The sequence below is a fragment of the Pseudomonas sp. A genome, assembly GCF_056270345.1.
Map to the genome: position 1 here is coordinate 5,423,893 of NZ_CM149873.1, position 20,719 is coordinate 5,444,611.

Sequence of the window (20,719 nt, forward strand, 5' to 3'; positions counted from 1 at the left end):
GCCCCATGCGTATCCGCCATCTGCCCATCGTGCTCTGCCTGTTGCTGACCGCACTCGCGGGGCAGGCGGTCGAGGCCAGGGAGCGCCTGCTATGGCTGGTGCGCGACCTGCCGCCGTTCACCATCTTCGAAGGGCCGGCCAAGGGCCAGGGGGTGATCGACCAGCTGTTGCCGATGCTGATCGCCCGGATGCCCGAGTACGACCACAGCATCGTCCGGGTCAACCGGGCCCGGGGTATCCAGATGCTCCAGGAGCCCAGTTTCACCTGCGACCCGACCCTGTTGTGGACCCCTGACCGCGCCAGATACGTGCATTTCTCCCAACCATCGCTGGGCGTACTGAGCAGTGGCCTGATCGTACGCAAGCAAGACCAGGCGCTGCTGGCGCCCTACCTGGAGGGCCAGCAGGTCGACCTGCAGCGCTTGCTGGCCGAGACCCGCCTGAAGCTGGGCATCGTCGCCGAGCGCAGCTACAGCGTGCAGGTCGATGAGGTCCTCAGGCAACTGCCTGATACCGCGTTCAGCCGACACTATGGCAACGATGCCACGGCCAGCTTGCTGCAGATGCAGCAATTGGGGCGCCTGCAACTGGTGCTCGGCTATTGGCCCGAGATGCGTTACCTGATCCAGCAGCAAAATGGCTCGATGGACGACTACAGTTTCCACCCCATCCTTGGCGTGAACCGTTACCAGTTCCTGCATGTAGGCTGTTCGGATACTCCGCTGGGGCGCGAGGCGATCGCCCATATCGACCAACTGCTGCCGGCATTGCGTCGCGATACCTTGCCCGAGCTCTACGCCCACTGGCTGGACCCTGGGCTGCAGGAGGATTACCTGGAGCAGGCCAGGCACTTCTTCGAGCAGGGTGAACCGTCGCCGCGCTGAAGCGCCCTGAAGTCGATGGCACAGGGGCGTTTTGAAGTCGGGGCAAAAAGAAACCCCGGCCGCTGGGGAGGACGACCGGGGTCAAGCGAAAGCCCTTGGGACTTCCAGTGACAATCTGCACGGTACCGGAGCAAAGCACCATCAGACGGCCCTTGCTGAATCTGATGGGTCTGTCAGGCAAAGGTTCCTTGTATCTGCCGCTGATGTTGCAGGTCGGCGATCACACAGGGCTGCAGGCGGCCTTCGGCGATCTGCAAGTCACGGTGCAGGCCATCGACCAGATCAACCAGCAACTGCTGCTCCGCCAATTGACGAGTGCAGACCCCGCGCTGCAGGATCCGCACCCCGTGCTCGTCATAGAGTGTCAACTGGCGACTGCCAAGGCTGTCGGGCGTACCAAGCTCGGCCTGGTATGGGGAAAGAGCGTCGTTGAGCAGTCTGCAGATTCTTTCCATCCGGATCACTCGCTGGCTAAGGTTCGAGGAAACTGACCATCGGGCCCGACGGAAAGTTCGCCGTGGCCCGTTACCGCGAGCATGCGCGGACAACATGACAGTTTCGATGCGCCCACCCAGCGTCCGATCAGAGGCGCTCCAACACCTGTTCCAGGCCTACCATCGACATCGGCCATGGCAACTCTGCCAGCACATTCAAACCGTACTGGCGGGCCTCGAGCGCCAGATCCATTTCCCCCGCGCCAGCACACCCGACGAACAGCAATCCCCCCGCGCAGGAAGCCTGCACCAGGTACTTGAACAGGCGCCGGGCATAGCCCCTGGGCATGCGCTGGTCGAGCACCAGTACATCCACCGGGCGCTGCCGCGCCGTCGCGGTCGGCACGTCATCGGTGACCCGGACGCTGTAGACGCCCTGGGCATTGAAGGCCTGATGCAGCAGCATCTGGTGGTAGGGCCGAGCCTGGTGGATAAGAACATTGAGCTGACGCATGAGCTTCCCCCGGAACAGTGTGGCGTGTAGGTTGGAGCGACCACTTTAGTAGGGGTATGTATCGAACTACATGGGAAAAGTCTGAAAGATCCAAACCCTGTGTCGTGGACATGAAAAAGCCCGTCTAGGACGGGCTTTTTCGCGTAGTGCTCGGCTTACAGCGGCTTGCCGCGGTTGCCATGCTGGCTGACGAAGGCCTGCACCGTCTTCAGGTCGTTGGCCAGCACCGTGCAGCGCTCTTCGCGGCTGAACAGGTCGCTCAGGTGCGCCGGCAGTTCCAGGGCCTTGTCGACACCGGCCTTCTCCACCGCCTCGGGGAACTTGACCGGATGCGCGGTGCCCAGCACCACCATCGGCGTATCCAGGCTGCGACGGCACTCGCGGGCGGCCTTGACGCCGATCGCGGTGTGCGGATCGAGGACTTCACCGGTGGCCTTGAACACCTCGGCGATGGTCTCGCAGGTCTGCTCGTCGGTGACGGCCAGCGAATCGAACAGCTTGCGCGCCTCGGTCCAGCGATCCTGCTCGACGCTGAAGCCACCGCCTTGCTTGAAGGTGTCCATCAGCTGGGCGACCGCGGCGCCATTACGACCGTGCAGGTCGAACAGCAGGCGCTCGAAGTTGGACGAGACCATGATGTCCATCGACGGCGACAGGGTCGGATGCAGGGCATCCTTGACGTACTGGTTGCCGCTCATGAAGCGGTGCAGGATGTCGTTGCGGTTGGTCGCCACCACCAGCTGGCTGATCGGCAGGCCCATGTTGCGCGCCAGGTAACCGGCGAAGATGTCGCCGAAGTTGCCGGTCGGCACCGAGAACGCCACCGAACGGGCCGGGCCGCCGAGCTGCAGGGCGGCGTGGAAGTAGTAGACGATCTGGGCCATGATCCGCGCCCAGTTGATCGAGTTCACCGCCACCAGGCGGGTGCCCTTGAGGAACGACTGGTCGGCGAAGCTGGCCTTGACCATCTCCTGGCAGTCGTCGAAGTTGCCTTCGATGGCGATGTTGTGGATGTTGTCGCCGAGGATGGTGGTCATCTGCCGGCGCTGCACTTCCGACACACGCTGGTGCGGGTGCAGGATGAAGATGTCGACGTTGTCGCAACGGCGGCAGCCTTCGATGGCGGCGGAACCTGTGTCACCGCTGGTGGCACCGACGATCACCACGCGCTCGCCGCGCTTGACCAGCACGTGGTCGAGCAGACGGCCGAGCAGTTGCAGGGCGAAGTCCTTGAAGGCCAGGGTCGGGCCGTGGAACAGCTCCATCACCCACTCGTTGCCGTTGAGCTGGCGCAGCGGCGCGACGGCGGCGTGGGCGAAGTTGCCGTAGGTCTCTTCGAGAATCTTCTTGAAGTCGGCGTCGGCAATGCTGCCTTCGACGAACGGGCGCATCACCCGGAAAGCCAGTTCGTGGTACGGCAGGCCCGCCCAGGAGGCGATTTCTTCCAGGGTGAAGCGCGGCAGGTTCTCGGGCACGTACAGGCCGCCGTCGCTGGCCAGGCCAGCCAGCAGGACGTCTTCGAAGTTCAGGGCCGGAGCCTGGCCGCGGGTACTGATATAGCGCATGGGTGCAAACCTTCGATGCTGGGCGCGGGCCGCCGTCGCGGCCCGCCGCCGAAATTAATTGAGCTGTTCGACGCGGATGCGCACGACCTTGCCGACCACGTCCTGAAGCGCTTCCAGGGCGACGATGGCGTCGTCGATGCGTTGCTCGACCACACGGTGGGTCAGCAGGATCATCGGTACCAGGCCGTCCTGCTCCTCGGCTTCCTTCTGCATGATCGACTCGATGTTGATGCCGCGCTCCGAAAGAATGCTGGCGACCTGGGCCAGCACGCCCGGGTGGTCCTTGGCCTGGATGCGCAGGTAGTAGGCACTTTCGCAGGCTTCGATCGGCAGGATCGGGTGGGCCGACAGCGCGTCCGGCTGGAACGCCAGGTGCGGCACGCGGTTCTCCGGGTCGGAAGTCATGGCGCGGACCACGTCGACCAGGTCGGCGACCACCGACGACGCGGTCGGCTCCATGCCGGCACCAGCGCCGTAGTACAGGGTGGAACCGGCGGCGTCGCCGTTGACCATCACCGCGTTCATCACGCCGTTGACGTTGGCGATCAGGCGATCATTGGGGATCAGCGTCGGGTGCACGCGCAGCTCGATGCCGTCGGCGGTGCGACGGGCCACGCCCAGGTGCTTGATACGGTAGCCCAGGGCCTCGGCGTAGTTCACGTCGGCGGTGGTCAGCTGGGTGATGCCCTCGGTGTAGGCCTTGTCGAACTGCAGTGGGATACCAAAGGCGATGGACGCCAGGATGGTCAGCTTGTGCGCGGCGTCGATGCCTTCGACGTCGAAGGTCGGGTCGGCCTCGGCATAACCCAGCGCCTGGGCTTCGGCCAGCACGTCGGGGAAGGCGCGGCCCTTGTCGCGCATCTCGGTGAGGATGAAGTTGCCGGTGCCGTTGATGATCCCGGCCAGCCAGTTGATGCGGTTGGCCGACAGGCCCTCGCGGATCGCCTTGATCACCGGGATGCCACCGGCCACGGCGGCTTCGAAGGCGACGATGACGCCCTTCTCGCGGGCCTTGGCGAAGATCTCGTTGCCGTGCACGGCGATCAGCGCCTTGTTGGCGGTGACCACGTGCTTGCCGTTTTCGATGGCCTTGAGCACCAGGTCGCGGGCGATGGTGTAGCCGCCGATCAGCTCGATGACAATATCGATCTCGGGGTTGCTCGCGACTTCGAACACATCAGCGGTAATGGGGGTACCGGTAATCTGGCAGTTCGGGTTCTGCGAGCGCATGGCAATCTGTGCCACTTCAATACCGCGCCCGGCACGGCGGGCGATCTCCTCGGCGTTGCGCTGAAGTACATTGAAGGTTCCGCCACCGACGGTCCCCAACCCACAGATGCCTACTTTGACCGGTTTCACTGTGAACTCCCCATAGAACGGCCGGCACCTGCGCCGACCGTGAAACATGCCGTCACCCCATGACGACGGCGTACTGAATTGATTACTTGCTCTCGGCCAGGGCCAGCTTGGCCACTTGCGGCGCCGGCTGGTAACCCGGAATCACCTGGCCATTCTGTAGAACGATCGCCGGCGTGCCATTTACACCAATCGATTGGCCCAGCTGGAACTGCTTGCTGACCGGGTTGGCGCACTTGGCGGCCTTGATCTCCTTGCCGTCGACCATCTTGTCCAGCGCCGCGCGGCGATCGCTGGAGCACCAGACCGCCTGCAGCTGCTCGTCACCCGGCGAACCCAGGCCCTGGCGCGGGAAGGCGACGTAGCGCACTTCGATGCCACGGCGGTTGAGTTCCGGCACTTCGGCGTGCAGTTTGTGGCAGTACGGGCAGGTGGTGTCGGTGAACACGGTGATGTGCGACTTGGTTTCACCCTTGGCCGGGTAGACCACCATCTCGCCGACCGGAATGCCGTTGATCAGCTTGGCAATGCCCTGGCGCTCGGTCTTCTCGGTGAGGTTGACCGGCTTGCCGTCCTGGATCTGGAACAGGTAGCCCTGCATGACGAACTGACCGTCGGCGCTGGCGTACAGCACGCGCCCGCCCTGCAGCTTGACTTCGTACAGGCCATTGAGCGGGCTGCTGCTGACGCTCTCGACCGGCACTTCCAGCGCGAGGTTCTGCAAGGACTTGCGGATCGCCTGCTCGGCACCGGCATTGGCATCGGTGGCCGCGGCGACGGCAAAGGTACTGGCCAACGCCAGGGCGGCGGCGGCGAAAATCTGGGTCACGCGCATGGGGTACTCCTGAAGGCGGACGGGGCCGTGGGGGCGTTGCTTGACCCTGGCGGGTAGCGAACATTCGGCCCTTGCAACAAACCGTCCAAGCCTACCACAACAAACTGGCGCAGTAGGGGTACTCAGGCACCGGTCGGCGGAACATGAAAAGCATTCATCCACGTGGGTGGTGTTCGGCGTGCAGCTGTTGCAGCCGCGCCTTGGCCACATGGGTATAGATCTGCGTAGTGGACAGGTCGCTGTGGCCCAGCAGCATCTGCACCACGCGCAGGTCGGCGCCATGGTTGAGCAGGTGCGTGGCAAAGGCGTGGCGCAGCGTGTGCGGCGACAGCGGCTTGTCGATGCCGGCCACCCGCGCCTGGTGCTTGATGCGGTGCCAGAAGGTCTGCCGCGTCATCTGCTCACCGCGCTGGCTGGGGAACAGCACGTCGCTAGGGCGCCCGCCCAGCAGCTCGGCGCGACCATCGCGCAGGTAGCGCTCGATCCACACCACCGCCTCCTCGCCCATCGGCACCAGGCGCTCCTTGCTGCCCTTGCCCATCACCCGCAGCACGCCCTGGCGCAGGTTGACCTGGTCCAGGGTCAGGCTGACCAGCTCGGTCACGCGCAGGCCGCAGGCATAGAGCACCTCGAGCATGGCACGGTCGCGCTGGCCGATGGCCTCGCCGAGGTCCGGTGCCTGCAGCAGGGCCTCGACATCGGCCTCCGACAGCGACTTGGGCAGCGGCCGGCCCAGTTGCGGCATGTCCACCTGCAGCGTCGGGTCGACTGTGACCAGCCGCTCGCGCAGCAGGTAGCGGAAGAACCCGCGCACCCCGGAAAGAAAACGCGCGGTCGAGCGCGGCTTGTAGCCCTGGTCGAAACGCCAGGCCAGGTGGTCGAGGATCAGCTCACGCCCGGCATCGGGCAGTGCCACGCCATGTTCCTGCAGCCAGCCATTGAACAGCGCCAGGTCGCTGCGGTACGACGAGCGGGTGTTGTCGGACAGCCCCTTCTCCAGCCAGAGGGCATCGAGGAACTGGTCGATCAGGGGGTGGTCCAGTGCAGGCATGAAGACTCGGTGGCAAACGACGAAATGACGCTTAGTCTTTCATAACACGGCATGCAGAGGGAGCCCGCGTGAACGAACAGCAGATTCTTTTGAGTGTCGGCGGCATCGGCGCTGCCGCCCTGCTCTGCCAATGGCTGGCCTGGCGCCTGAAGCTGCCGGCGATCCTGTTCCTGCTGCTGTGCGGCATCCTCGCAGGGCCCGTGCTGGGCTGGCTGCAGCCCCAGGCGCTGTTCGGCCCGCTGCTGATGCCGCTGGTGTCGCTGGCGGTGGCGCTGATCCTGTTCGAGGGCAGCCTGACCCTGCACCTGTCGCAATGGCGCGAGATCGGCAGCGTGGTGCATCGCCTGGTCACCGTCGGTGCGCTGAGCACCTGGCTGGTGATCGCCCTGGCCACCCACTGGCTGCTGGGCTTCGACTGGCCGCTGGCGATCCTGTTCGGCACCCTGACCCTGGTCACCGGCCCCACGGTGATCGTGCCCATGCTGCGGGTGGTGCGGCCAAAGGCGGCGATCGCCAACATCCTGCGCTGGGAAGGCATCGTCATCGACCCGATCGGCGCGCTGCTGGCGGTGGTGGTGTACAGCTTCATCATCGCCAGCGCCGCCGGCGAGGGCCTGAGCCACAGCCTGGCGACCTTTGCCGGGGTGATCTTCTGCGGCAGCGCGCTGGGTGTTGCCGGTGGCTGGCTGCTCGGTCAGGTCATGCGCGAGCAGTGGCTGCCGGAATACCTGCACAACCTGGCCTCGCTGGCGGCGGTGCTGGGCATCTTCATCGCCGCCAACCAGATCGTCCATGAATCGGGCCTGCTGGCGGTCACGCTCATGGGCATGTGGCTGGCCAACATGCCCGGCGTGGATGTGCGGCAGATCCTGCATTTCAAGGAGAACCTCAGCGTGCTGCTGATCTCCGGCCTGTTCATCCTCCTGGCCGCGCGGCTCGACCTGCAGGCGCTGCTGGCCCTGGGGCCGGCGGTGCTGGCGCTGCTGCTGGTGATCCAGTTGCTGGCACGGCCGCTGAACGTCCTGCTGTCGACCCTGGGTTCGCCGTTGAGCTGGCGGGAACGGGCGTTGCTGGCCTGGATCGCGCCACGGGGCATCGTGGCCGCGGCCGTCTCGGCGATCTTCGCCATTCGCCTGGACCAGGCCGGGCACGACGGCGCGCTGCTGCTGGTGCCGCTGACCTTCGCCGTGATCATCGGCACCGTGGTGCTGCAAAGTGCCACCGCCAGGCCCCTGGCGCGCCTGCTGAAGGTGGCGGAACCGGCGCCGAGCGGGTTTCTCGTGGTCGGCGCCAACCCGCCTGCGCGGGTCATCGCCAAGGCCCTGCAGCAACTGGGCTGCCGGGTGCTGCTGACCGACTCGAGCTGGGAGAACATCCGCGCCGCGCGCATGGACAACCTGCCGACCTACTTCGGCAACCCCGCCTCGCAGCACGCCGACGCCCACCTCGACCTGGTCGGCCTGGGCCACCTGCTGGGGCTGTCACCGGCAGGCGAGCTCAATGCCCTGGCCTGCGCGCGTTTTCGTCATGACTTCGGCCAGGCCCGGCTGTTCGTGCTGGCCAGCGGCCTGGAAAAACAGCGCAGCGACAAGCACCGGGCCAGCGAGGAGCATCGCGGGCAATTGCTTGGGTCGAGCCCCATGACCTATGGGCAGCTGGCCAAGCTGCTGCACCAGGGTGCCGAGCTGTACAGCACCACGCTGACCGAGGCTTTCGGCTGGAGCGACTACCAGCAACTGCATGGCCCGCGGGCCACGCTGCTGTTCGCCCGGGACGGCCAAGGCTGGGTGCATGTGGCCAGTCCGGACAATCCACTCAAGCCGCAGCCTGGGTGGACACTGGTGGCGCTGGTGGAGCCGGAGCTGACCGAGCAGCCTGTGGCGCATTAACCTGTAGGAGCGGCTTTGGCCGCGATGCAGGCGTCGCGGAGCCTGGCACCCGCCTTGCGGGTGATCGCGGCTGAAGCCGCTCCTACAGGGTCCACGTGAGGGCAATCAAGCCAGCGGCAGCACCGGTACCGGGCGCTTGTCCTCGTCGATGGCGACGAAGCTGAACACGCCATGAATCGCCCGCTCGCGGCCGTCGAGGTACATGTTCTCGACGAACACATCCACCTGCACCTGCAGGCTGGTGTTGCCGACCTTGATCACCGTGCCCACCAGCTCGACGATCGAACCGGCCGGGATCGGGTGCTTGAAATCGATACGATCGGTGGACACGGTCACCAGGGGCAATCGACAGAATCGGGTGGCGGCGATGAACGACACTTCGTCCATCCATGCCAGGGCGGTGCCGCCGAATAGTGTGTTGTGGTGGTTGGTGGTGTTGGGGAACACCGCCTTGGTCACGCGGGTCACCGACAGTTCGGTGCGGCGCTGGATTTCCTGGTCTCGGGGCGTCGTCATGGGATTCACCTCGCAAAGTCTGAAAGCAAGGTCGCCTGCTTCGCGGGTAAACCCGCTCCCACAGAGGGCGATAAACCTGTGGGAGCGGGTTTACCCGCGAAGCAGCCAACACAAATCGCAAAATGCAAAAAAGCAGCCCGAAGGCTGCTTTTTTCTCGCAAGGCGACCTAGGCCGCCAGGCAAACTGTACTCAGGACAGTTTTTCCTTGATGCGAGCGGCTTTGCCGGACAGGTCGCGCAGGTAGTACAGCTTGGCTTTACGCACGTCACCACGACGTTTCACGGCCAGGCTGTCGATCTGCGGGCTGTAGGTCTGGAAGGTACGCTCTACGCCAACGCCGCTGGAGATCTTGCGCACGGTGAAGGCGCTGTTCAGACCGCGGTTACGCTTGGCGATAACGACGCCTTCGAACGCCTGCAGACGCGAGCGGTCGCCTTCCTTCACTTTAACCTGGACGACAACGGTGTCGCCTGGTGCGAAGGTCGGGATCTCTTTGCTCATCTGCTCGGCTTCGAGCTGCTGGATGATCTTGTTGGTCATGCTGTGCTCCTAAGATGGATACTTGATCCACCATCGATACGTTTAACTATCGTCCCGCTCGCGGATGTATTCCTCGAGCAGCTTCTTCTCTTCTCCAGAAAGCGAGCGACTTTCCAGAAGATCGGCGCGTCGTTCGAAGGTCCTACCAAGGGACTGCTTCATCCGCCAACGCCGGATATGTGCATGGTTGCCACTTAGCAACACGTCGGGAACACGCTGATCCGCATACACCTCAGGTCGGGTGTAGTGCGGGCAATCCAGCAGACCGTCGGTGAAAGAGTCTTCCTCCGCCGAGTCCACATGCCCTAAAGCTCCGGGCAGCAGCCGTGTAACCGCATCGATCAGTACCATGGCCGGCAGCTCGCCACCGGAAAGCACATAGTCGCCAATCGACCACTCCTCATCGACATGAGCCTCGATAAAGCGCTCGTCGATGCCTTCATAACGACCGGCGATCAGGATCAACGATTCCTGTTCGGCCAGGCCTTTGACCGCCTGCTGTGTCAGCTTGCGGCCTTGTGGCGAAAGGTAGATCACCTTTGCCGATGCTCCGGTCGCCTGCCTGGCGCTAACCAGGGCGTCTTCCAGAGGCTTGATCTTCATCACCATGCCCGGACCACCGCCAAACGGCCGATCATCCACGGTGTGGTGGCGATCTGTGGTGTAGTCCCGCGGGTTCCAGCAGGTCACTTGCAGCAACCCCTGTTTCACCGCGCGGCTGGTAATGCCGTACTCCGTGATGGCCGAGAACATCTCGGGGAACAACGTGATGACGTCTACGCGAAGGTTACCCATCGTCTAGAAGTCCGCGTCCCACTCAACCCGCATCACGCCTGCTTCCAGGTCGATTGCCAGCACGCACTGCCCGGTATAGGGCAACAGACGCTCGCGATCATCCAGGCTGCCTGCGCAGGGCTTGACCACCATTACATCGTTCGCGCCGGTCTCCAACAGGTGATCGATCTTGCCGAACAGCTGTTCGTCCTGATTGATGACCTTCAGGCCCACCAACTGGTACCAGTAGTACTCGTCGGCTGCCAGGTTGGGCAAAAGGCTCCGCGCAATGCAGATTTCGTAACCGCTCAGAAGACGGGCTTCATCACGATCATCGAGGCCTTTGAGTTTCACGACCAGGCCCTTCTGGGAGCCACGACCGCTGACCAGCTCGACCTGCTTTACCTTGCCTTCGTGCCGAAGCATCCAGCGCGGATAATCCAACAGGTTTTCAATCGGATCGGTAAAGGAATACACCTTCACCTCGCCGCGAACGCCGTGAACCGAAAAAATCTTGCCAACGACGATGAGGTCGTCAGCCTTTTCTGGCGTCGCGTTCATACTGCTCAGGCTGCAGCCTTGGCAGCTTCCTTCAGCAGCTGAGCAACGCGCTCAGACGGCTGTGCGCCCTGGCTCAGCCAGTAGGTGACGCGCTCTTGGTTGACCGACAGCTTGACTTCGGCGCCCGATGCGATCGGGTTGAAGAAGCCAACGCGCTCAACGAAACGGCCGTCACGGGCGTTACGCGAGTTGGTCACGGTCAGGTGGTAGAATGGGCGCTTTTTCGAGCCGCCACGGGCCAGACGGATGGTTACCATGTGAACATCGTTCCTATAGTCGGTGCTGCAAAACTGAATGCCCAATGGGCACACGGGTGCCCAAAAGGCCGCATATTCTCGGGGAATACACGGACATTTGCAAATGCCTTTTTCGGCAATGCCGGGGCCTGCCGCTCAGTCCTGCCGGTTTGGGCCACCTCGCGGCGGCCATGATCCCGCCGGAGCGGGGGTCTGGCGGGCTTCCTCATATAAAGAGGCCCACCGGATTCTTTTACAGTTTTGGCATGCCGCCACCCGGCAGCATCCCGCCAAGGCCGCGCATCATCTTGGCCATGCCGCCCTTGGCGGAGAATTTCTTCATCATCTTCTGCATCTGCTTGTGCTGCTTGATCAAGCGGCCGATGTCCTGCACCTGGGTGCCGGAACCAAGGGCGATGCGGCGCTTGCGCGAACCGCTGATCAGGTCAGGGTCGCGACGTTCGGCCGGGGTCATGGAGTTGATGATCGCCTCCATCTGCTTGAACTGCTTCTCGGCCGCGCCTTGGGCATTGCCCATCTGCGACAGGTTCACACCACCGATGCTCGGCAGCTTGTCCATCAGGCCACCCAGGCCGCCCATGTTCTTCATCTGCTGCAGCTGGTCGCGGAAGTCCTCGAGGTCGAAGCCCTTGCCCTTCTTCAGCTTCTTGGCCAGCTTGTCGGCCTTGGCCTTGTCGATGTTCTGCTCGGCCTGCTCGATCAGGCTGAGCACGTCGCCCATGCCGAGGATGCGCGAGGCGATACGATCCGGGTGGAACGGCTCCAGGGCCTCGGTCTTCTCGCCCATGCCGATGAACTTGATCGGCTTGCCGGTGATGGCGCGTACCGACAGCGCGGCACCGCCACGGGCGTCGCCGTCGACCTTGGTCAGCACCACGCCGGTCAGCGGCAGGGCGTCGCCAAAGGCCTTGGCAGTGTTGGCCGCGTCCTGGCCGGTCATGGCGTCGACCACGAACAGGGTTTCGATCGGCTTGACCGCAGCATGCAGCGCCTTGATCTCGTCCATCATGTCAGCGTCGACATGCAGGCGGCCGGCGGTGTCGACGATCACCACGTCGATGAACTTGAGCTTGGCCTCGCGGATCGCCGCCTCGGCGATGGCCACCGGCTTCTGGCTGATATCGGACGGGAAGAAGGTCACGCCGATGTCATTGGCCAGGGTTTCGAGCTGCTTGATCGCCGCCGGACGGTAGACGTCGGCCGACACCACCATCACGCTCTTTTTCTTGCGCTCTTTCAGGTGGCGCGCCAGCTTGCCGGCGGTGGTGGTCTTACCGGCGCCCTGCAGGCCGGCCATCAGCACCACGGCGGGTGGTGCGGCGTTGAGGGTCAGCTCTTCGTTGGCCGCGCCCATCAGGCTTTCCAGCTCGGCCTGGACGATCTTCACGAAGGCCTGGCCTGGCGTCAGGCTGCGCGACACTTCGGTGCCGACCGCGCGTTCCTTGATGCTGTTGACGAAATCCTTGACCACCGGCAGGGCAACGTCGGCCTCGAGCAGGGCCATGCGCACTTCGCGCAGCGTGTCCTTGATGTTGTCTTCGGTCAGCTTGGCCTTGCCGGTGACATGGCGCAGCGTCTGTGACAGGCGGTCGGTCAGGTTTTCGAACATGGTGATCCTTTCAGGCCCAGTGGAGCCGAGGTTTTTCAGATGCCCAGGTGAACATGTACACGCGCCGGGCAGAGCAAGGCGGCGATTATAGCGGAGAGCGGCGGCGACGCACACCTTGGAGCAGCCCCTCTGGATATTCGGTGACCATGCCGGCCTCTTCGCAGGTAAACCCGCTCCCACAGAGATCGCGCACGCCCCTGTGGGAGCGGGTTTACCCGCGAAGAGGCCGGCATATGGGGTACAAGTCGCTCGCCAGGCACCGGAGCAAGGCTTGCTGGTCTTCCTTGCCCACCGCGATCTATGCCAAACTCCGTCCCTTTAGGGCTTGCCTGCCAGGACTTATGTTCTCTTCACCCAGCCTCATCCCCAATCTGCTCGCCGCCTTCCTTTATCTGGCCGCGACCGTCTACCAGGCCACCGGACTGGCCCGAGGCGCCCGTGCCGACAAACGGCTGCTGGGCCTGCTCGGCACGCTGGCGGTGGTCGCCCAGGGCGGCGCCCTGTTCTTCCAGCTGATCACGCCCCTGGGCCTGAGCCTGGACTTCTTCAGTGCCGCCAGCCTGATCGCCGTGGCGGTGATCGGCCTGACCCTGCTCGCCTGCCTGAGCATCCCGGTGGAGAACCTGCTGGTGCTGCTGTTCCCGCTCGGCGCGGTGACCGCGCTGCTGGCCCAGTTCGCCCCACCTGGCACGGTACCGCTGATCAACGAAGAGCCCGGCATCCTCGCGCATATCCTGCTGTCGATCCTGGCCTACGGCCTGTTCACCATCGCCGTGTTCCAGGCCCTGCTGCTGTTGCTGCAGGACCACCAGCTCAAGCACAAGCACCCGTCCGGGCTGATCCGCAACTTCCCGCCGCTGCAGACCATGGAAAGCCTGCTGTTCGGCTTCCTCTGGGCCGGCTGGGTGCTGCTGTCGCTGTCGCTGATCTCCGGCTGGCTGTTCCTCGACAACCTGTTCGCCCAGCACCTGGTGCACAAGACCCTGCTGGCCTGCGTGGCCTGGGTCGTGTTCAGCGTGCTGCTGTGGGGCCGCACACGCCTCGGCTGGCGCGGTCACAAGGCGATCCGCTGGACCCTGGCCGGCTTCTGCCTGCTGATGCTGGCCTATTTCGGCAGCAAGCTGGTCCGCGAATTCATCCTGCATATCTGACGGCCGCCCATGGACACCCTGCCGTACGCCCCGCTGCTCGGCATCATCGCACTGGCGCTGCTGTGGTCGGCGCTGTTCACCGCGGTCGACAGCGCCCGCCAGCAAGCCAACGGCCAGGGCGATTCCCCCCTCCCCGCCCAGGGCCTGGTGCTTGGCGCCAGCCTCGGCAAGCTGCTGGTACTGGGCCTGGCCTGCCTGATCGGCCAGCGCTACGACGGTGAACACGGTTTCTGGCTGGCCGGCCTTGGTGCCACCTTCACCCTGCTGGTGCTCGCCGACTACCTGCCGCGCCGCCTGGCCCGCCGCGACCCGCACGCCTTCCTGAGCCTGGGCGGCAACCTGCTGAAATGGCCGCTGGCGCTGCTGCAGCCGCTGGGCTGCCTGCTCGATGGCTGCGCCAGGCTGATCCTGCGCCCGTTCCGCGTGCAGCCCACTGCAGTGGCCCTGCACCCGCAGGCAGACGACGACTTCGACGAAGACGGCCCGGTCGACAGCGCCCGCCACGGCCTGCTGGAAGGCCTGCAGGCACTGGACAAGATCACCGTCAACGACATCCTGGTACCACGCAACGAAGTCGACGGCATCAACCTCGACGACCCCATCGAGCGCATCATCGAGCAACTGATCGTCAGCCGTCACACCCGCCTGCCGGTCTATCACAACGACATCAACCAGGTCGAAGCGGTACTCAACACCAAGCTGATCAGCCACCTGCTGCCACGGGCCGAACTTACCCCGGAGAAGCTTCAGGCAGCCTGCTACGAACCCTACTTCGTCCCCGAAAGCACACCGCTGCAGATGCAGCTGCTGAACTTCCACAAGCAGCAGCGGCGCATGGGCGTGGTGGTGGACGAATACGGCGAGGTGCTCGGCATCGTCACCCTGGAGGACATCCTCGAGGAGATCGTCGGCGAGTTCGAGGACGAGCAGAGCCTGGACAACCCTCATGTCCATCCCCAGCCCGATGGCCGCTTCGTCATCGAAGGCACGGCCTCGCTGCGCGAGATCAACCGCACCCTGGGCTGGCACCTGCCCTGCGACGGCGGGCCGAAAACCCTCAACGGCCTGGTCACCGAGGCCTTGGAAAGCATCCCGGCAAGCGCTGTATGCCTTAAAATTGGCAGATATCGGCTGGAAATCCTCGAAACCGAGGATAATTGCGCAAGCAAGGTACTGGTCTGGACACTGACTCGCTAGCTATACTCGGGTCACGCTTACCCAGCCCTGCCGTCTCGCCCGCTACCCGCACCCGGCGTCCGACGGCCAGTCCGCACCACTGACACGCCCCGCGGTCCTGCTTCAGCACCCCGAACAGCAACCGCTCACTGCCTATCCCCTGGGCTATCGTCAGTCGCGCGACCAACAACAATACGCTCCGGCTCCCGTGTGCCCGTCACATGGGCCGTGCCCCATGGAGCATGACTGTCAGGGACCTTCGCATGACTACCAGCAGCACCTACGCCGAACCTGCCTCGGCAACACCGGTCAATTCACCGGCCCGGGTGGCCACTGCCAGCTTCATCGGCACCGCCATCGAGTTCTACGATTTCTATGTCTACGCCACCGCCGCCGCGCTGGTGATCGGGCCGGTGTTCTTCCCGTCCGGCTCCGGCACCGCGCAGATGCTCGCGGCCTTCCTCACCTTCGGCATCGCCTTCCTTGCCCGCCCCTTGGGCTCGGCGCTGTTCGGCCACTTCGGCGACCGTATCGGGCGCAAGTCGACGCTGGTCGCCTCGCTGCTGCTGATGGGCGTGTCCACCACGCTGATCGGCGTGCTGCCCGGCTATGACAGCATCGGCGTCTGGGCGCCGATCATTCTCTGCCTGCTGCGCTTCGGCCAGGGCCTGGGGCTGGGCGGCGAATGGGGCGGCGCGGCGCTGCTGGCCACCGAGAACGCCCCGCAGGGCAAGCGTGCCTGGTTCGGCATGTTTCCGCAGCTGGGCCCGTCGATCGGCTTTCTCGCCGCCAACGGCTTGTTCCTCACCCTGGCCCTGGTGCTCAGCGACGAGCAGTTCCGCGAATGGGGCTGGCGCATTCCGTTCCTGCTCAGCGCGGCGCTGGTGCTGGTCGGCCTGTACGTGCGCCTGAAGCTGGAGGAAAGCCCGGTGTTCGCCAAGGCGGTGGCCCGTCATGAGCGGGTGAAGATGCCGGTGGTCGACCTGTTCGCCCGCTACTGGCTGCCGACCCTGCTGGGCGCCGCGGCCATGGTGGTGTGCTACGCGCTGTTCTACATCTCCACGGTGTTCTCGCTCAGCTATGGCGTGACCACCCTGGGCTACAGCCGCGAGACCTTCCTCGGCCTGCTGTGCTTCGCGGTGGTGTTCATGGCCCTGGCCACGCCCCTGTCGGCCTGGCTCAGCGACCGTTACGGGCGCAAGCCGGTGCTGGTGGTCGGCGGCCTGCTGGCGATCGCCTCGGGCTTCACCATGGAACCGCTGCTGACCTCGGGTTCGACCACCGGCGTGGCGCTGTTCCTGGCCATCGAGCTGTTCCTGATGGGGGTGACCTTCGCGCCGATGGGCGCGCTGCTGCCCGAGCTGTTCCCGACCCATGTGCGCTACACCGGCGCCTCGGCGGCCTACAACCTGGGCGGCATCGTCGGCGCCTCGGCGGCACCGTTCTTTGCCCAGAAGCTGGTGAGCATGGGGGGATTGAGCTGGGTGGGGGGGTATGTGTCGGTGGCGGCGGTGATCAGTCTGATTGCCGTGTTGTGCCTGAAAGAGACGCGTAATACCGAACTTTGAATCAATCGCGGGGCAAGCCCGCTCCCACGCCAGACTGATACTGGCGTGGGAGCGGGCTTGCCCCGCGATCGTTTCAGATCAGAACTCGACCTTGACCGCCTGCGAAGCACGGGTCGCCTTGGCCCGGGCCGCCTCGACCGACTCGTCGCGCGCCAGGCACACGCCCATGCGCCGGGTGCCGTTGATCTCCGGCTTGCCGAACAAGCGAATAGCGGTATCCGGCTCGCTCAGGGCGGCGCCGAGGTTGGCAAAGCTGGTCTGCTGCGACTGGCCTTCCGGCAGGATCACCGCCGAAGCCGACGGGCCGAACTGGCGCACCACCGGGATCGGCAGGCCGAGAATGGCCCGGGCATGCAAGGCGAACTGCGACAGGTCCTGGGAAATCAGGGTCACAAGGCCGGTGTCGTGCGGACGCGGCGAGACCTCGCTGAACCACACCTGGTCGCCCTTGACGAACAGCTCCACGCCGAACAGGCCACGCCCGCCCAGCGCATCGGTGACTGCCTGGGCCACGCGCTGCGACTCGGCCAGCGCCTTGGGGCTCATGGCCTGGGGCTGCCAGGACTCCTGGTAGTCGCCCTTCTCCTGACGGTGGCCGACCGGCGCGAGGAAGGTGGTGCCGCCCACATGGCGCACAGTCAGCAGGGTGATCTCGTACTCGAAGTCGATGAAGCCCTCGATGATCACCCGGCCCTTGCCGGCGCGCCCGCCTTCCTGGGCATAGTCCCAGGCCTTGCGCAGGTCATCGTCGCCGCGCAGCAGGCTCTGGCCCTTGCCCGAGGAACTCATCACCGGCTTGACCACGCACGGGTAGCCCAGGTCGGCCACGGCCTTGGCGTAGTCCTCGTAGGTGTCGGCGAAGTGGTACGGCGAAGTCGGCAGGTCGAGCTCTTCGGCCGCCAGGCGGCGGATGCCTTCGCGGTTCATGGTCAGCTGGGTGGCACGAGCGGTGGGCACCACGTTGAAGCCTTCGTTTTCCAGCTCGACCAGCGTGGCGGTGGCGATGGCCTCGATCTCGGGCACGATGTAGTGCGGCTTCTCGGCCTCGATCACCGCACGCAGGGCGACGCCGTCGAGCATGTTGATCACGTGGCTGCGGTGCGCGACCTGCATGGCCGGCGCATTGGCGTAACGGTCCACGGCAATCACCTCGACACCCAGGCGCTGCAGCTCGATCACCACTTCCTTGCCCAGCTCGCCGCAGCCGCACAGCAGTACACGGGTCGCGGTGGGCGACAATGGGGTTCCGATACGGGTCATTTCAGGTCCTCGAAGGCGTCCGGGGCCGCGCCACGCTGGCTGCCGCCCGCTGAAAAATGGACCGCTATTCTACAAGATTCCGTGGGAGCGGGCTTGCCCCGCGATAGCCGCGACGATGATCAGCCGGCCAGCGCCGCGCGCCGTGCCCGCCAGGCCATGATCAACCACACCGCCGTCACCCCGGCAAATTTCGAGGCCAGCGCTGTGCCGATCACTGCGGGGGTCAACGCGCCGATCATGCCGAAGAAGATGAAGGTGTCCACCGGGATGCTCAGCGCCGAACTCAACCACAGGCGGTCGCGCAAGGGCCGGCGGGTGACGCTGAACACCAGCCAGTCGATCAGTTCGGAGACGAAGAACGCGGTGGCGCTGGCCAGGGCGATGGCCGGCTCCGACGTCGCGTAGGACAGCACCAGCGCCACCAGCATGGCCAGCAGCGCGCCGTGGCCGTAGCGGGTCTGCACCATGTCGCGCAGGATGAACACCAGCCCGCCCCAGGCGGACCAGATCACGTCCAGGTGCGGCGCGCTGGAAAAGGCGTAGTTGATCAGCACCACGCTGCTGATGTAGGCGATGAGATAGAACATGGTCTGTGTGTTCGGTGGGCCAGCCGCACAGAGTACTTGAATTTAAAGTCAACGCCAGACTCTTCGCGGGTAAACCCGCTCCCACAGGAGGGGTGCGATCCCTGTGGGAGCGGGTTTACCCGCGAAGATGCCCGCGCAGATTCTACGATCCGATGATCAGCCCGGCCGCCAGCGCCCGCTCGTGGCACTTCTTCAGCACCTCCCGGCGCTGCTCGTTGTCCATCCGCCCCCAGCGGGTGATCTCGTCCACCGTGCGCTGGCACCCAGTGCAGATGTCCTGCTCGTCCAGCGCGCAGATGCTGACGCAGGGCGAGGCCACGGGCCGTTCGTCAGTCTTCATCGATCACCAGCTCGCGCGCATAGCGCTGGGCATTGTGCACGTAGTGCGCGGCGCTGGCCTCGAGCATGCGCTTCTGCTGCTCGGTGAGTTCACGCACCACCTTGCCCGGCGAGCCCATCACCAGCGAACCGTCGGGAATTTCCTTGCCTTCCGGGATCAGCGCGTTGGCGCCGATGATGCAGTGCCTGCCGATACGCGCCCCGTTGAGGATCACCGCGTTGATGCCGATCAGGCTGTAGTCGCCCACGTTGCAGCCATGCAGCATGGCGTTATGGCCGATGGTCACGCCCTTGCCGATGTTCAGCGGCGAACCCATGTCGGTATGCATCACCGTGCCGTCCTGGACATTGCTGTCCTCGCCGATGTCGATCAGCTCGTTGTCGCCGCGCAGCACCGCGCCGAACCACACGCTGGCGCGGGCCTGCAGGCGCACCTTGCCGATCAGCGTGGCGTTGGGCGCGGTCCAGCTCTCAGGATGGGTATCGACCCGCAGGTCGCCCAGGCGGAATTTCATGTATCGCTCCTCACGGTTTGAAGCCGGCGGGGTGTGCCCCACTCAGTTCTTGATGAAACGCTCGGGTGGGTGGTGCAGGCTGATGCCGGCATCGAACAGCAGGTTGACCAGCTCGACGATCATGATCGCCGACAGCCCCCAGATCTTGTAGTCGCCGTAACGGTAGCTGGGCACGTACCAGCTGCGCCCCTGGTAATCGATGCGGTGGGTGTGCTCGCGAGGATCCTGGCGGAAGAACGCCAGCGGCACGGTGAACACCGCGGCAATTTCGGCGTCGTTGGCGCGGTACTCGACATAGTCGGGGATCAAACCGACGAACGGTGTCACCTTCAGGCCGTGCAGCGAAATTACCGGGCTGAGCGGCCCGATCACCTCGACCAGCCCCGGCGGCAGGCCGATTTCTTCCTCGGCCTCGCGCAGGGCGGTGAACACCAGGTCGGGGTCTTCCGGATCGCGCCGCCCGCCAGGGAAGGCAACTTCGCCGCCGTGGGTCGACAGGCCCTTGGCGCGCAGGGTCAGTACCAGCTCCGGCTCTTCGCTGCGGGTAATGGGCAGCAGCACCGCCGCTTCGGGGAAACGACGATCCGTCTCCAGTGACGCGGGGGTATGGTTGCTCATTCGGCGAAGAAGCTCGTCCAGCATTACGCACTCTCGTGTCCAAGGCCTGCCGTGCATGATGCACCAAAGCCGCGAGGCACCCAAGCCCCGCCCGCAGGCCGCTTGCGGTGGGCGGGCCGGGCGCGCCAAGATAGTCCGACCCCATAGGAATGAATGTAAGCATGAAATTCTGCAGCGCGTGCGGCCAAACGGTCACCCAGCGGATCCCCGAAGGCGACAGCCGCCTGCGGTATGTCTGCGACCATTGCCAGACCATCCACTACCAGAACCCCAACATCGTCGCCGGGGTGTTGCCCACCTGGGGCTCCCAGGTGCTGCTGTGCCGCCGCGCCATCGAGCCGCGCCGGGGCTTCTGGACCCTGCCCGCCGGGTTCATGGAGAACGGCGAGACCCTGGATGCCGCCGCCCGTCGCGAAACCATCGAGGAAGCCTGCGCCCGGGTCGCCGAGATGAGCCTGTACCAGCTGTTCGACCTGCCGCACATCAATCAGGTGCACGTGTTCTTCCGCGCCGAACTGGCCGACCTGGACTTTGCCGTGGGGGTCGAGAGCCTGGAGGTGCGCCTGTTCGAGGAGCACGAGATCCCCTGGGGCGAGCTGGCTTTCCGCACCGTCACACGCACACTAGAATGCTATTATCGCGACCGCATCAGGCAGCACTACCCGATAGGCCATGAATACCTGCCGCCGATGAACGTTTCGTCGTCCACCACTTAAGTC

At 64.8% G+C, this 20,719-nt stretch carries 23 protein-coding genes; 6 read left to right on the forward strand and 17 right to left on the reverse strand.

What is annotated here, in order from left to right; all coding sequences use genetic code 11:
• Window positions 1-5 precede the first annotated feature (5 nt).
• On the forward strand, window positions 6-884 hold the full coding sequence (locus AC0MAZ_RS24175) for a TIGR02285 family protein (RefSeq protein WP_475859455.1): 879 nt from the start codon (window positions 6-8) through the stop codon (window positions 882-884).
• A gap of 173 nt (window positions 885-1,057) precedes the next feature.
• Here AC0MAZ_RS24175 and AC0MAZ_RS24180 read toward each other — a convergent pair whose 3' ends face one another.
• From AC0MAZ_RS24180 to xerD, 6 genes are all read right to left on the reverse strand, one after another.
• Entirely contained in the window at window positions 1,058-1,339 is a 282-nt protein-coding gene (locus tag AC0MAZ_RS24180) for a DUF3509 domain-containing protein (protein ID WP_254465190.1), read from the reverse strand.
• Between the two features lie 127 nt (window positions 1,340-1,466).
• A complete protein-coding gene (locus AC0MAZ_RS24185; protein ID WP_050704208.1) occupies window positions 1,467-1,832 on the reverse strand; it encodes a response regulator in 366 nt (121 codons plus the stop codon).
• 155 nt (window positions 1,833-1,987) lie between these two features.
• Entirely contained in the window at window positions 1,988-3,397 is a 1,410-nt protein-coding gene (gene thrC / locus AC0MAZ_RS24190) for a threonine synthase (protein ID WP_475859457.1), read from the reverse strand.
• 54 nt (window positions 3,398-3,451) lie between these two features.
• Window positions 3,452-4,756, reverse strand: a complete 1,305-nt coding sequence (locus AC0MAZ_RS24195) for a homoserine dehydrogenase (protein ID WP_023630110.1) — start codon at window positions 4,754-4,756, stop codon at window positions 3,452-3,454.
• An 82-nt stretch (window positions 4,757-4,838) separates the two neighbouring features.
• Window positions 4,839-5,588: a thioredoxin fold domain-containing protein gene (locus tag AC0MAZ_RS24200; RefSeq protein ID WP_203651030.1), complete on the reverse strand. Its 750-nt coding sequence runs from the start codon at window positions 5,586-5,588 to the stop codon at window positions 4,839-4,841.
• 154 nt (window positions 5,589-5,742) lie between these two features.
• Window positions 5,743-6,639 (reverse strand): site-specific tyrosine recombinase XerD, encoded by an 897-nt coding sequence (gene xerD, locus AC0MAZ_RS24205; protein ID WP_234562173.1) that lies wholly within the window; start codon window positions 6,637-6,639, stop codon window positions 5,743-5,745.
• Window positions 6,640-6,707: 68 nt separating this feature from the next.
• Between xerD and AC0MAZ_RS24210 the strand changes: the two genes are divergently transcribed.
• A complete protein-coding gene (locus AC0MAZ_RS24210; protein ID WP_475859459.1) occupies window positions 6,708-8,528 on the forward strand; it encodes a cation:proton antiporter in 1,821 nt (606 codons plus the stop codon).
• A 105-nt stretch (window positions 8,529-8,633) separates the two neighbouring features.
• On the opposite strand, the gene AC0MAZ_RS24215 is transcribed toward AC0MAZ_RS24210, so the two are convergent.
• From AC0MAZ_RS24215 to ffh, 6 genes are all read right to left on the reverse strand, one after another.
• Window positions 8,634-9,044: an acyl-CoA thioesterase gene (locus tag AC0MAZ_RS24215; RefSeq protein WP_110738367.1), complete on the reverse strand. Its 411-nt coding sequence runs from the start codon at window positions 9,042-9,044 to the stop codon at window positions 8,634-8,636.
• Window positions 9,045-9,234: 190 nt separating this feature from the next.
• Window positions 9,235-9,585 (reverse strand): 50S ribosomal protein L19, encoded by a 351-nt coding sequence (gene rplS / locus AC0MAZ_RS24220; RefSeq protein WP_011535315.1) that lies wholly within the window; start codon window positions 9,583-9,585, stop codon window positions 9,235-9,237.
• 42 nt (window positions 9,586-9,627) lie between these two features.
• Entirely contained in the window at window positions 9,628-10,380 is a 753-nt protein-coding gene (gene trmD, locus AC0MAZ_RS24225; RefSeq protein ID WP_028691588.1) for a tRNA (guanosine(37)-N1)-methyltransferase TrmD, read from the reverse strand.
• 3 nt (window positions 10,381-10,383) lie between these two features.
• A complete protein-coding gene (gene rimM, locus AC0MAZ_RS24230; protein WP_203651024.1) occupies window positions 10,384-10,920 on the reverse strand; it encodes a ribosome maturation factor RimM in 537 nt (178 codons plus the stop codon).
• Window positions 10,921-10,925: 5 nt separating this feature from the next.
• The gene (gene rpsP, locus AC0MAZ_RS24235) at window positions 10,926-11,177 is read right to left on the reverse strand and encodes a 30S ribosomal protein S16 (protein ID WP_011535318.1); all 252 of its coding nucleotides are present in this window, start codon (window positions 11,175-11,177) and stop codon (window positions 10,926-10,928) included.
• Between the two features lie 232 nt (window positions 11,178-11,409).
• Entirely contained in the window at window positions 11,410-12,786 is a 1,377-nt protein-coding gene (gene ffh, locus AC0MAZ_RS24240; RefSeq protein WP_050704199.1) for a signal recognition particle protein, read from the reverse strand.
• A gap of 341 nt (window positions 12,787-13,127) precedes the next feature.
• Here ffh and AC0MAZ_RS24245 point away from each other — a divergent pair, with 341 nt between their 5' ends.
• The 3 genes from AC0MAZ_RS24245 to AC0MAZ_RS24255 all read left to right on the forward strand — a co-directional run bounded on the left by AC0MAZ_RS24245 (window position 13,128) and on the right by AC0MAZ_RS24255 (window position 16,681).
• Entirely contained in the window at window positions 13,128-13,937 is an 810-nt protein-coding gene (locus AC0MAZ_RS24245) for a cytochrome C assembly family protein (RefSeq protein ID WP_050704198.1), read from the forward strand.
• A 9-nt stretch (window positions 13,938-13,946) separates the two neighbouring features.
• A complete protein-coding gene (locus AC0MAZ_RS24250) occupies window positions 13,947-15,134 on the forward strand; it encodes a transporter associated domain-containing protein (protein ID WP_203651022.1) in 1,188 nt (395 codons plus the stop codon).
• A gap of 242 nt (window positions 15,135-15,376) precedes the next feature.
• Complete coding sequence (locus AC0MAZ_RS24255; RefSeq protein ID WP_062574980.1) at window positions 15,377-16,681, forward strand: MFS transporter; 1,305 nt, start codon at window positions 15,377-15,379, stop codon at window positions 16,679-16,681.
• A 78-nt stretch (window positions 16,682-16,759) separates the two neighbouring features.
• On the opposite strand, the gene purT is transcribed toward AC0MAZ_RS24255, so the two are convergent.
• The 5 genes from purT to AC0MAZ_RS24280 all read right to left on the reverse strand — a co-directional run bounded on the left by purT (window position 16,760) and on the right by AC0MAZ_RS24280 (window position 20,024).
• On the reverse strand, window positions 16,760-17,941 hold the full coding sequence (gene purT, locus AC0MAZ_RS24260) for a formate-dependent phosphoribosylglycinamide formyltransferase (RefSeq protein WP_050704195.1): 1,182 nt from the start codon (window positions 17,939-17,941) through the stop codon (window positions 16,760-16,762).
• Window positions 17,942-18,060: 119 nt separating this feature from the next.
• Window positions 18,061-18,528 (reverse strand): VUT family protein, encoded by a 468-nt coding sequence (locus AC0MAZ_RS24265; protein WP_050704194.1) that lies wholly within the window; start codon window positions 18,526-18,528, stop codon window positions 18,061-18,063.
• A gap of 142 nt (window positions 18,529-18,670) precedes the next feature.
• A complete protein-coding gene (locus AC0MAZ_RS24270; protein ID WP_110738362.1) occupies window positions 18,671-18,868 on the reverse strand; it encodes a DUF1289 domain-containing protein in 198 nt (65 codons plus the stop codon).
• Complete coding sequence (locus AC0MAZ_RS24275; protein WP_203651020.1) at window positions 18,858-19,382, reverse strand: gamma carbonic anhydrase family protein; 525 nt, start codon at window positions 19,380-19,382, stop codon at window positions 18,858-18,860. Before AC0MAZ_RS24275 ends, AC0MAZ_RS24270 begins: the two co-directional genes overlap by 11 nt.
• 42 nt (window positions 19,383-19,424) lie before the next feature.
• Window positions 19,425-20,024 (reverse strand): CoA pyrophosphatase, encoded by a 600-nt coding sequence (locus AC0MAZ_RS24280; RefSeq protein WP_203651018.1) that lies wholly within the window; start codon window positions 20,022-20,024, stop codon window positions 19,425-19,427.
• A 137-nt stretch (window positions 20,025-20,161) separates the two neighbouring features.
• Between AC0MAZ_RS24280 and AC0MAZ_RS24285 the strand changes: the two genes are divergently transcribed.
• Window positions 20,162-20,716, forward strand: coding sequence for an NUDIX hydrolase (locus AC0MAZ_RS24285; RefSeq protein ID WP_475859464.1), 555 nt, complete (start codon window positions 20,162-20,164; stop codon window positions 20,714-20,716).
• Window positions 20,717-20,719 lie beyond the last annotated feature (3 nt).

What these genes read in the sequence shown, in the direction of transcription:
- AC0MAZ_RS24175 (WP_475859455.1), top strand. Translation starts at nt 6, where the DNA reads ATGCGTATCCGCCATCTGCCCATCGTGCTCTGCCTGTTGCTGACCGCA.
- AC0MAZ_RS24180 (WP_254465190.1), bottom strand. Translation starts at nt 1,339, where the DNA reads ATGGAAAGAATCTGCAGACTGCTCAACGACGCTCTTTCCCCATACCAG.
- AC0MAZ_RS24185 (WP_050704208.1), bottom strand. Translation starts at nt 1,832, where the DNA reads ATGCGTCAGCTCAATGTTCTTATCCACCAGGCTCGGCCCTACCACCAG.
- thrC (WP_475859457.1), bottom strand. Translation starts at nt 3,397, where the DNA reads ATGCGCTATATCAGTACCCGCGGCCAGGCTCCGGCCCTGAACTTCGAA.
- AC0MAZ_RS24200 (WP_203651030.1), bottom strand. Translation starts at nt 5,588, where the DNA reads ATGCGCGTGACCCAGATTTTCGCCGCCGCCGCCCTGGCGTTGGCCAGT.
- xerD (WP_234562173.1), bottom strand. Translation starts at nt 6,639, where the DNA reads ATGCCTGCACTGGACCACCCCCTGATCGACCAGTTCCTCGATGCCCTC.
- AC0MAZ_RS24215 (WP_110738367.1), bottom strand. Translation starts at nt 9,044, where the DNA reads ATGACGACGCCCCGAGACCAGGAAATCCAGCGCCGCACCGAACTGTCG.
- rplS (WP_011535315.1), bottom strand. Translation starts at nt 9,585, where the DNA reads ATGACCAACAAGATCATCCAGCAGCTCGAAGCCGAGCAGATGAGCAAA.
- trmD (WP_028691588.1), bottom strand. Translation starts at nt 10,380, where the DNA reads ATGGGTAACCTTCGCGTAGACGTCATCACGTTGTTCCCCGAGATGTTC.
- rimM (WP_203651024.1), bottom strand. Translation starts at nt 10,920, where the DNA reads ATGAACGCGACGCCAGAAAAGGCTGACGACCTCATCGTCGTTGGCAAG.
- rpsP (WP_011535318.1), bottom strand. Translation starts at nt 11,177, where the DNA reads ATGGTAACCATCCGTCTGGCCCGTGGCGGCTCGAAAAAGCGCCCATTC.
- ffh (WP_050704199.1), bottom strand. Translation starts at nt 12,786, where the DNA reads ATGTTCGAAAACCTGACCGACCGCCTGTCACAGACGCTGCGCCATGTC.
- AC0MAZ_RS24245 (WP_050704198.1), top strand. Translation starts at nt 13,128, where the DNA reads ATGTTCTCTTCACCCAGCCTCATCCCCAATCTGCTCGCCGCCTTCCTT.
- AC0MAZ_RS24250 (WP_203651022.1), top strand. Translation starts at nt 13,947, where the DNA reads ATGGACACCCTGCCGTACGCCCCGCTGCTCGGCATCATCGCACTGGCG.
- AC0MAZ_RS24255 (WP_062574980.1), top strand. Translation starts at nt 15,377, where the DNA reads ATGACTACCAGCAGCACCTACGCCGAACCTGCCTCGGCAACACCGGTC.
- purT (WP_050704195.1), bottom strand. Translation starts at nt 17,941, where the DNA reads ATGACCCGTATCGGAACCCCATTGTCGCCCACCGCGACCCGTGTACTG.
- AC0MAZ_RS24265 (WP_050704194.1), bottom strand. Translation starts at nt 18,528, where the DNA reads ATGTTCTATCTCATCGCCTACATCAGCAGCGTGGTGCTGATCAACTAC.
- AC0MAZ_RS24270 (WP_110738362.1), bottom strand. Translation starts at nt 18,868, where the DNA reads ATGAAGACTGACGAACGGCCCGTGGCCTCGCCCTGCGTCAGCATCTGC.
- AC0MAZ_RS24275 (WP_203651020.1), bottom strand. Translation starts at nt 19,382, where the DNA reads ATGAAATTCCGCCTGGGCGACCTGCGGGTCGATACCCATCCTGAGAGC.
- AC0MAZ_RS24280 (WP_203651018.1), bottom strand. Translation starts at nt 20,024, where the DNA reads ATGCTGGACGAGCTTCTTCGCCGAATGAGCAACCATACCCCCGCGTCA.
- AC0MAZ_RS24285 (WP_475859464.1), top strand. Translation starts at nt 20,162, where the DNA reads ATGAAATTCTGCAGCGCGTGCGGCCAAACGGTCACCCAGCGGATCCCC.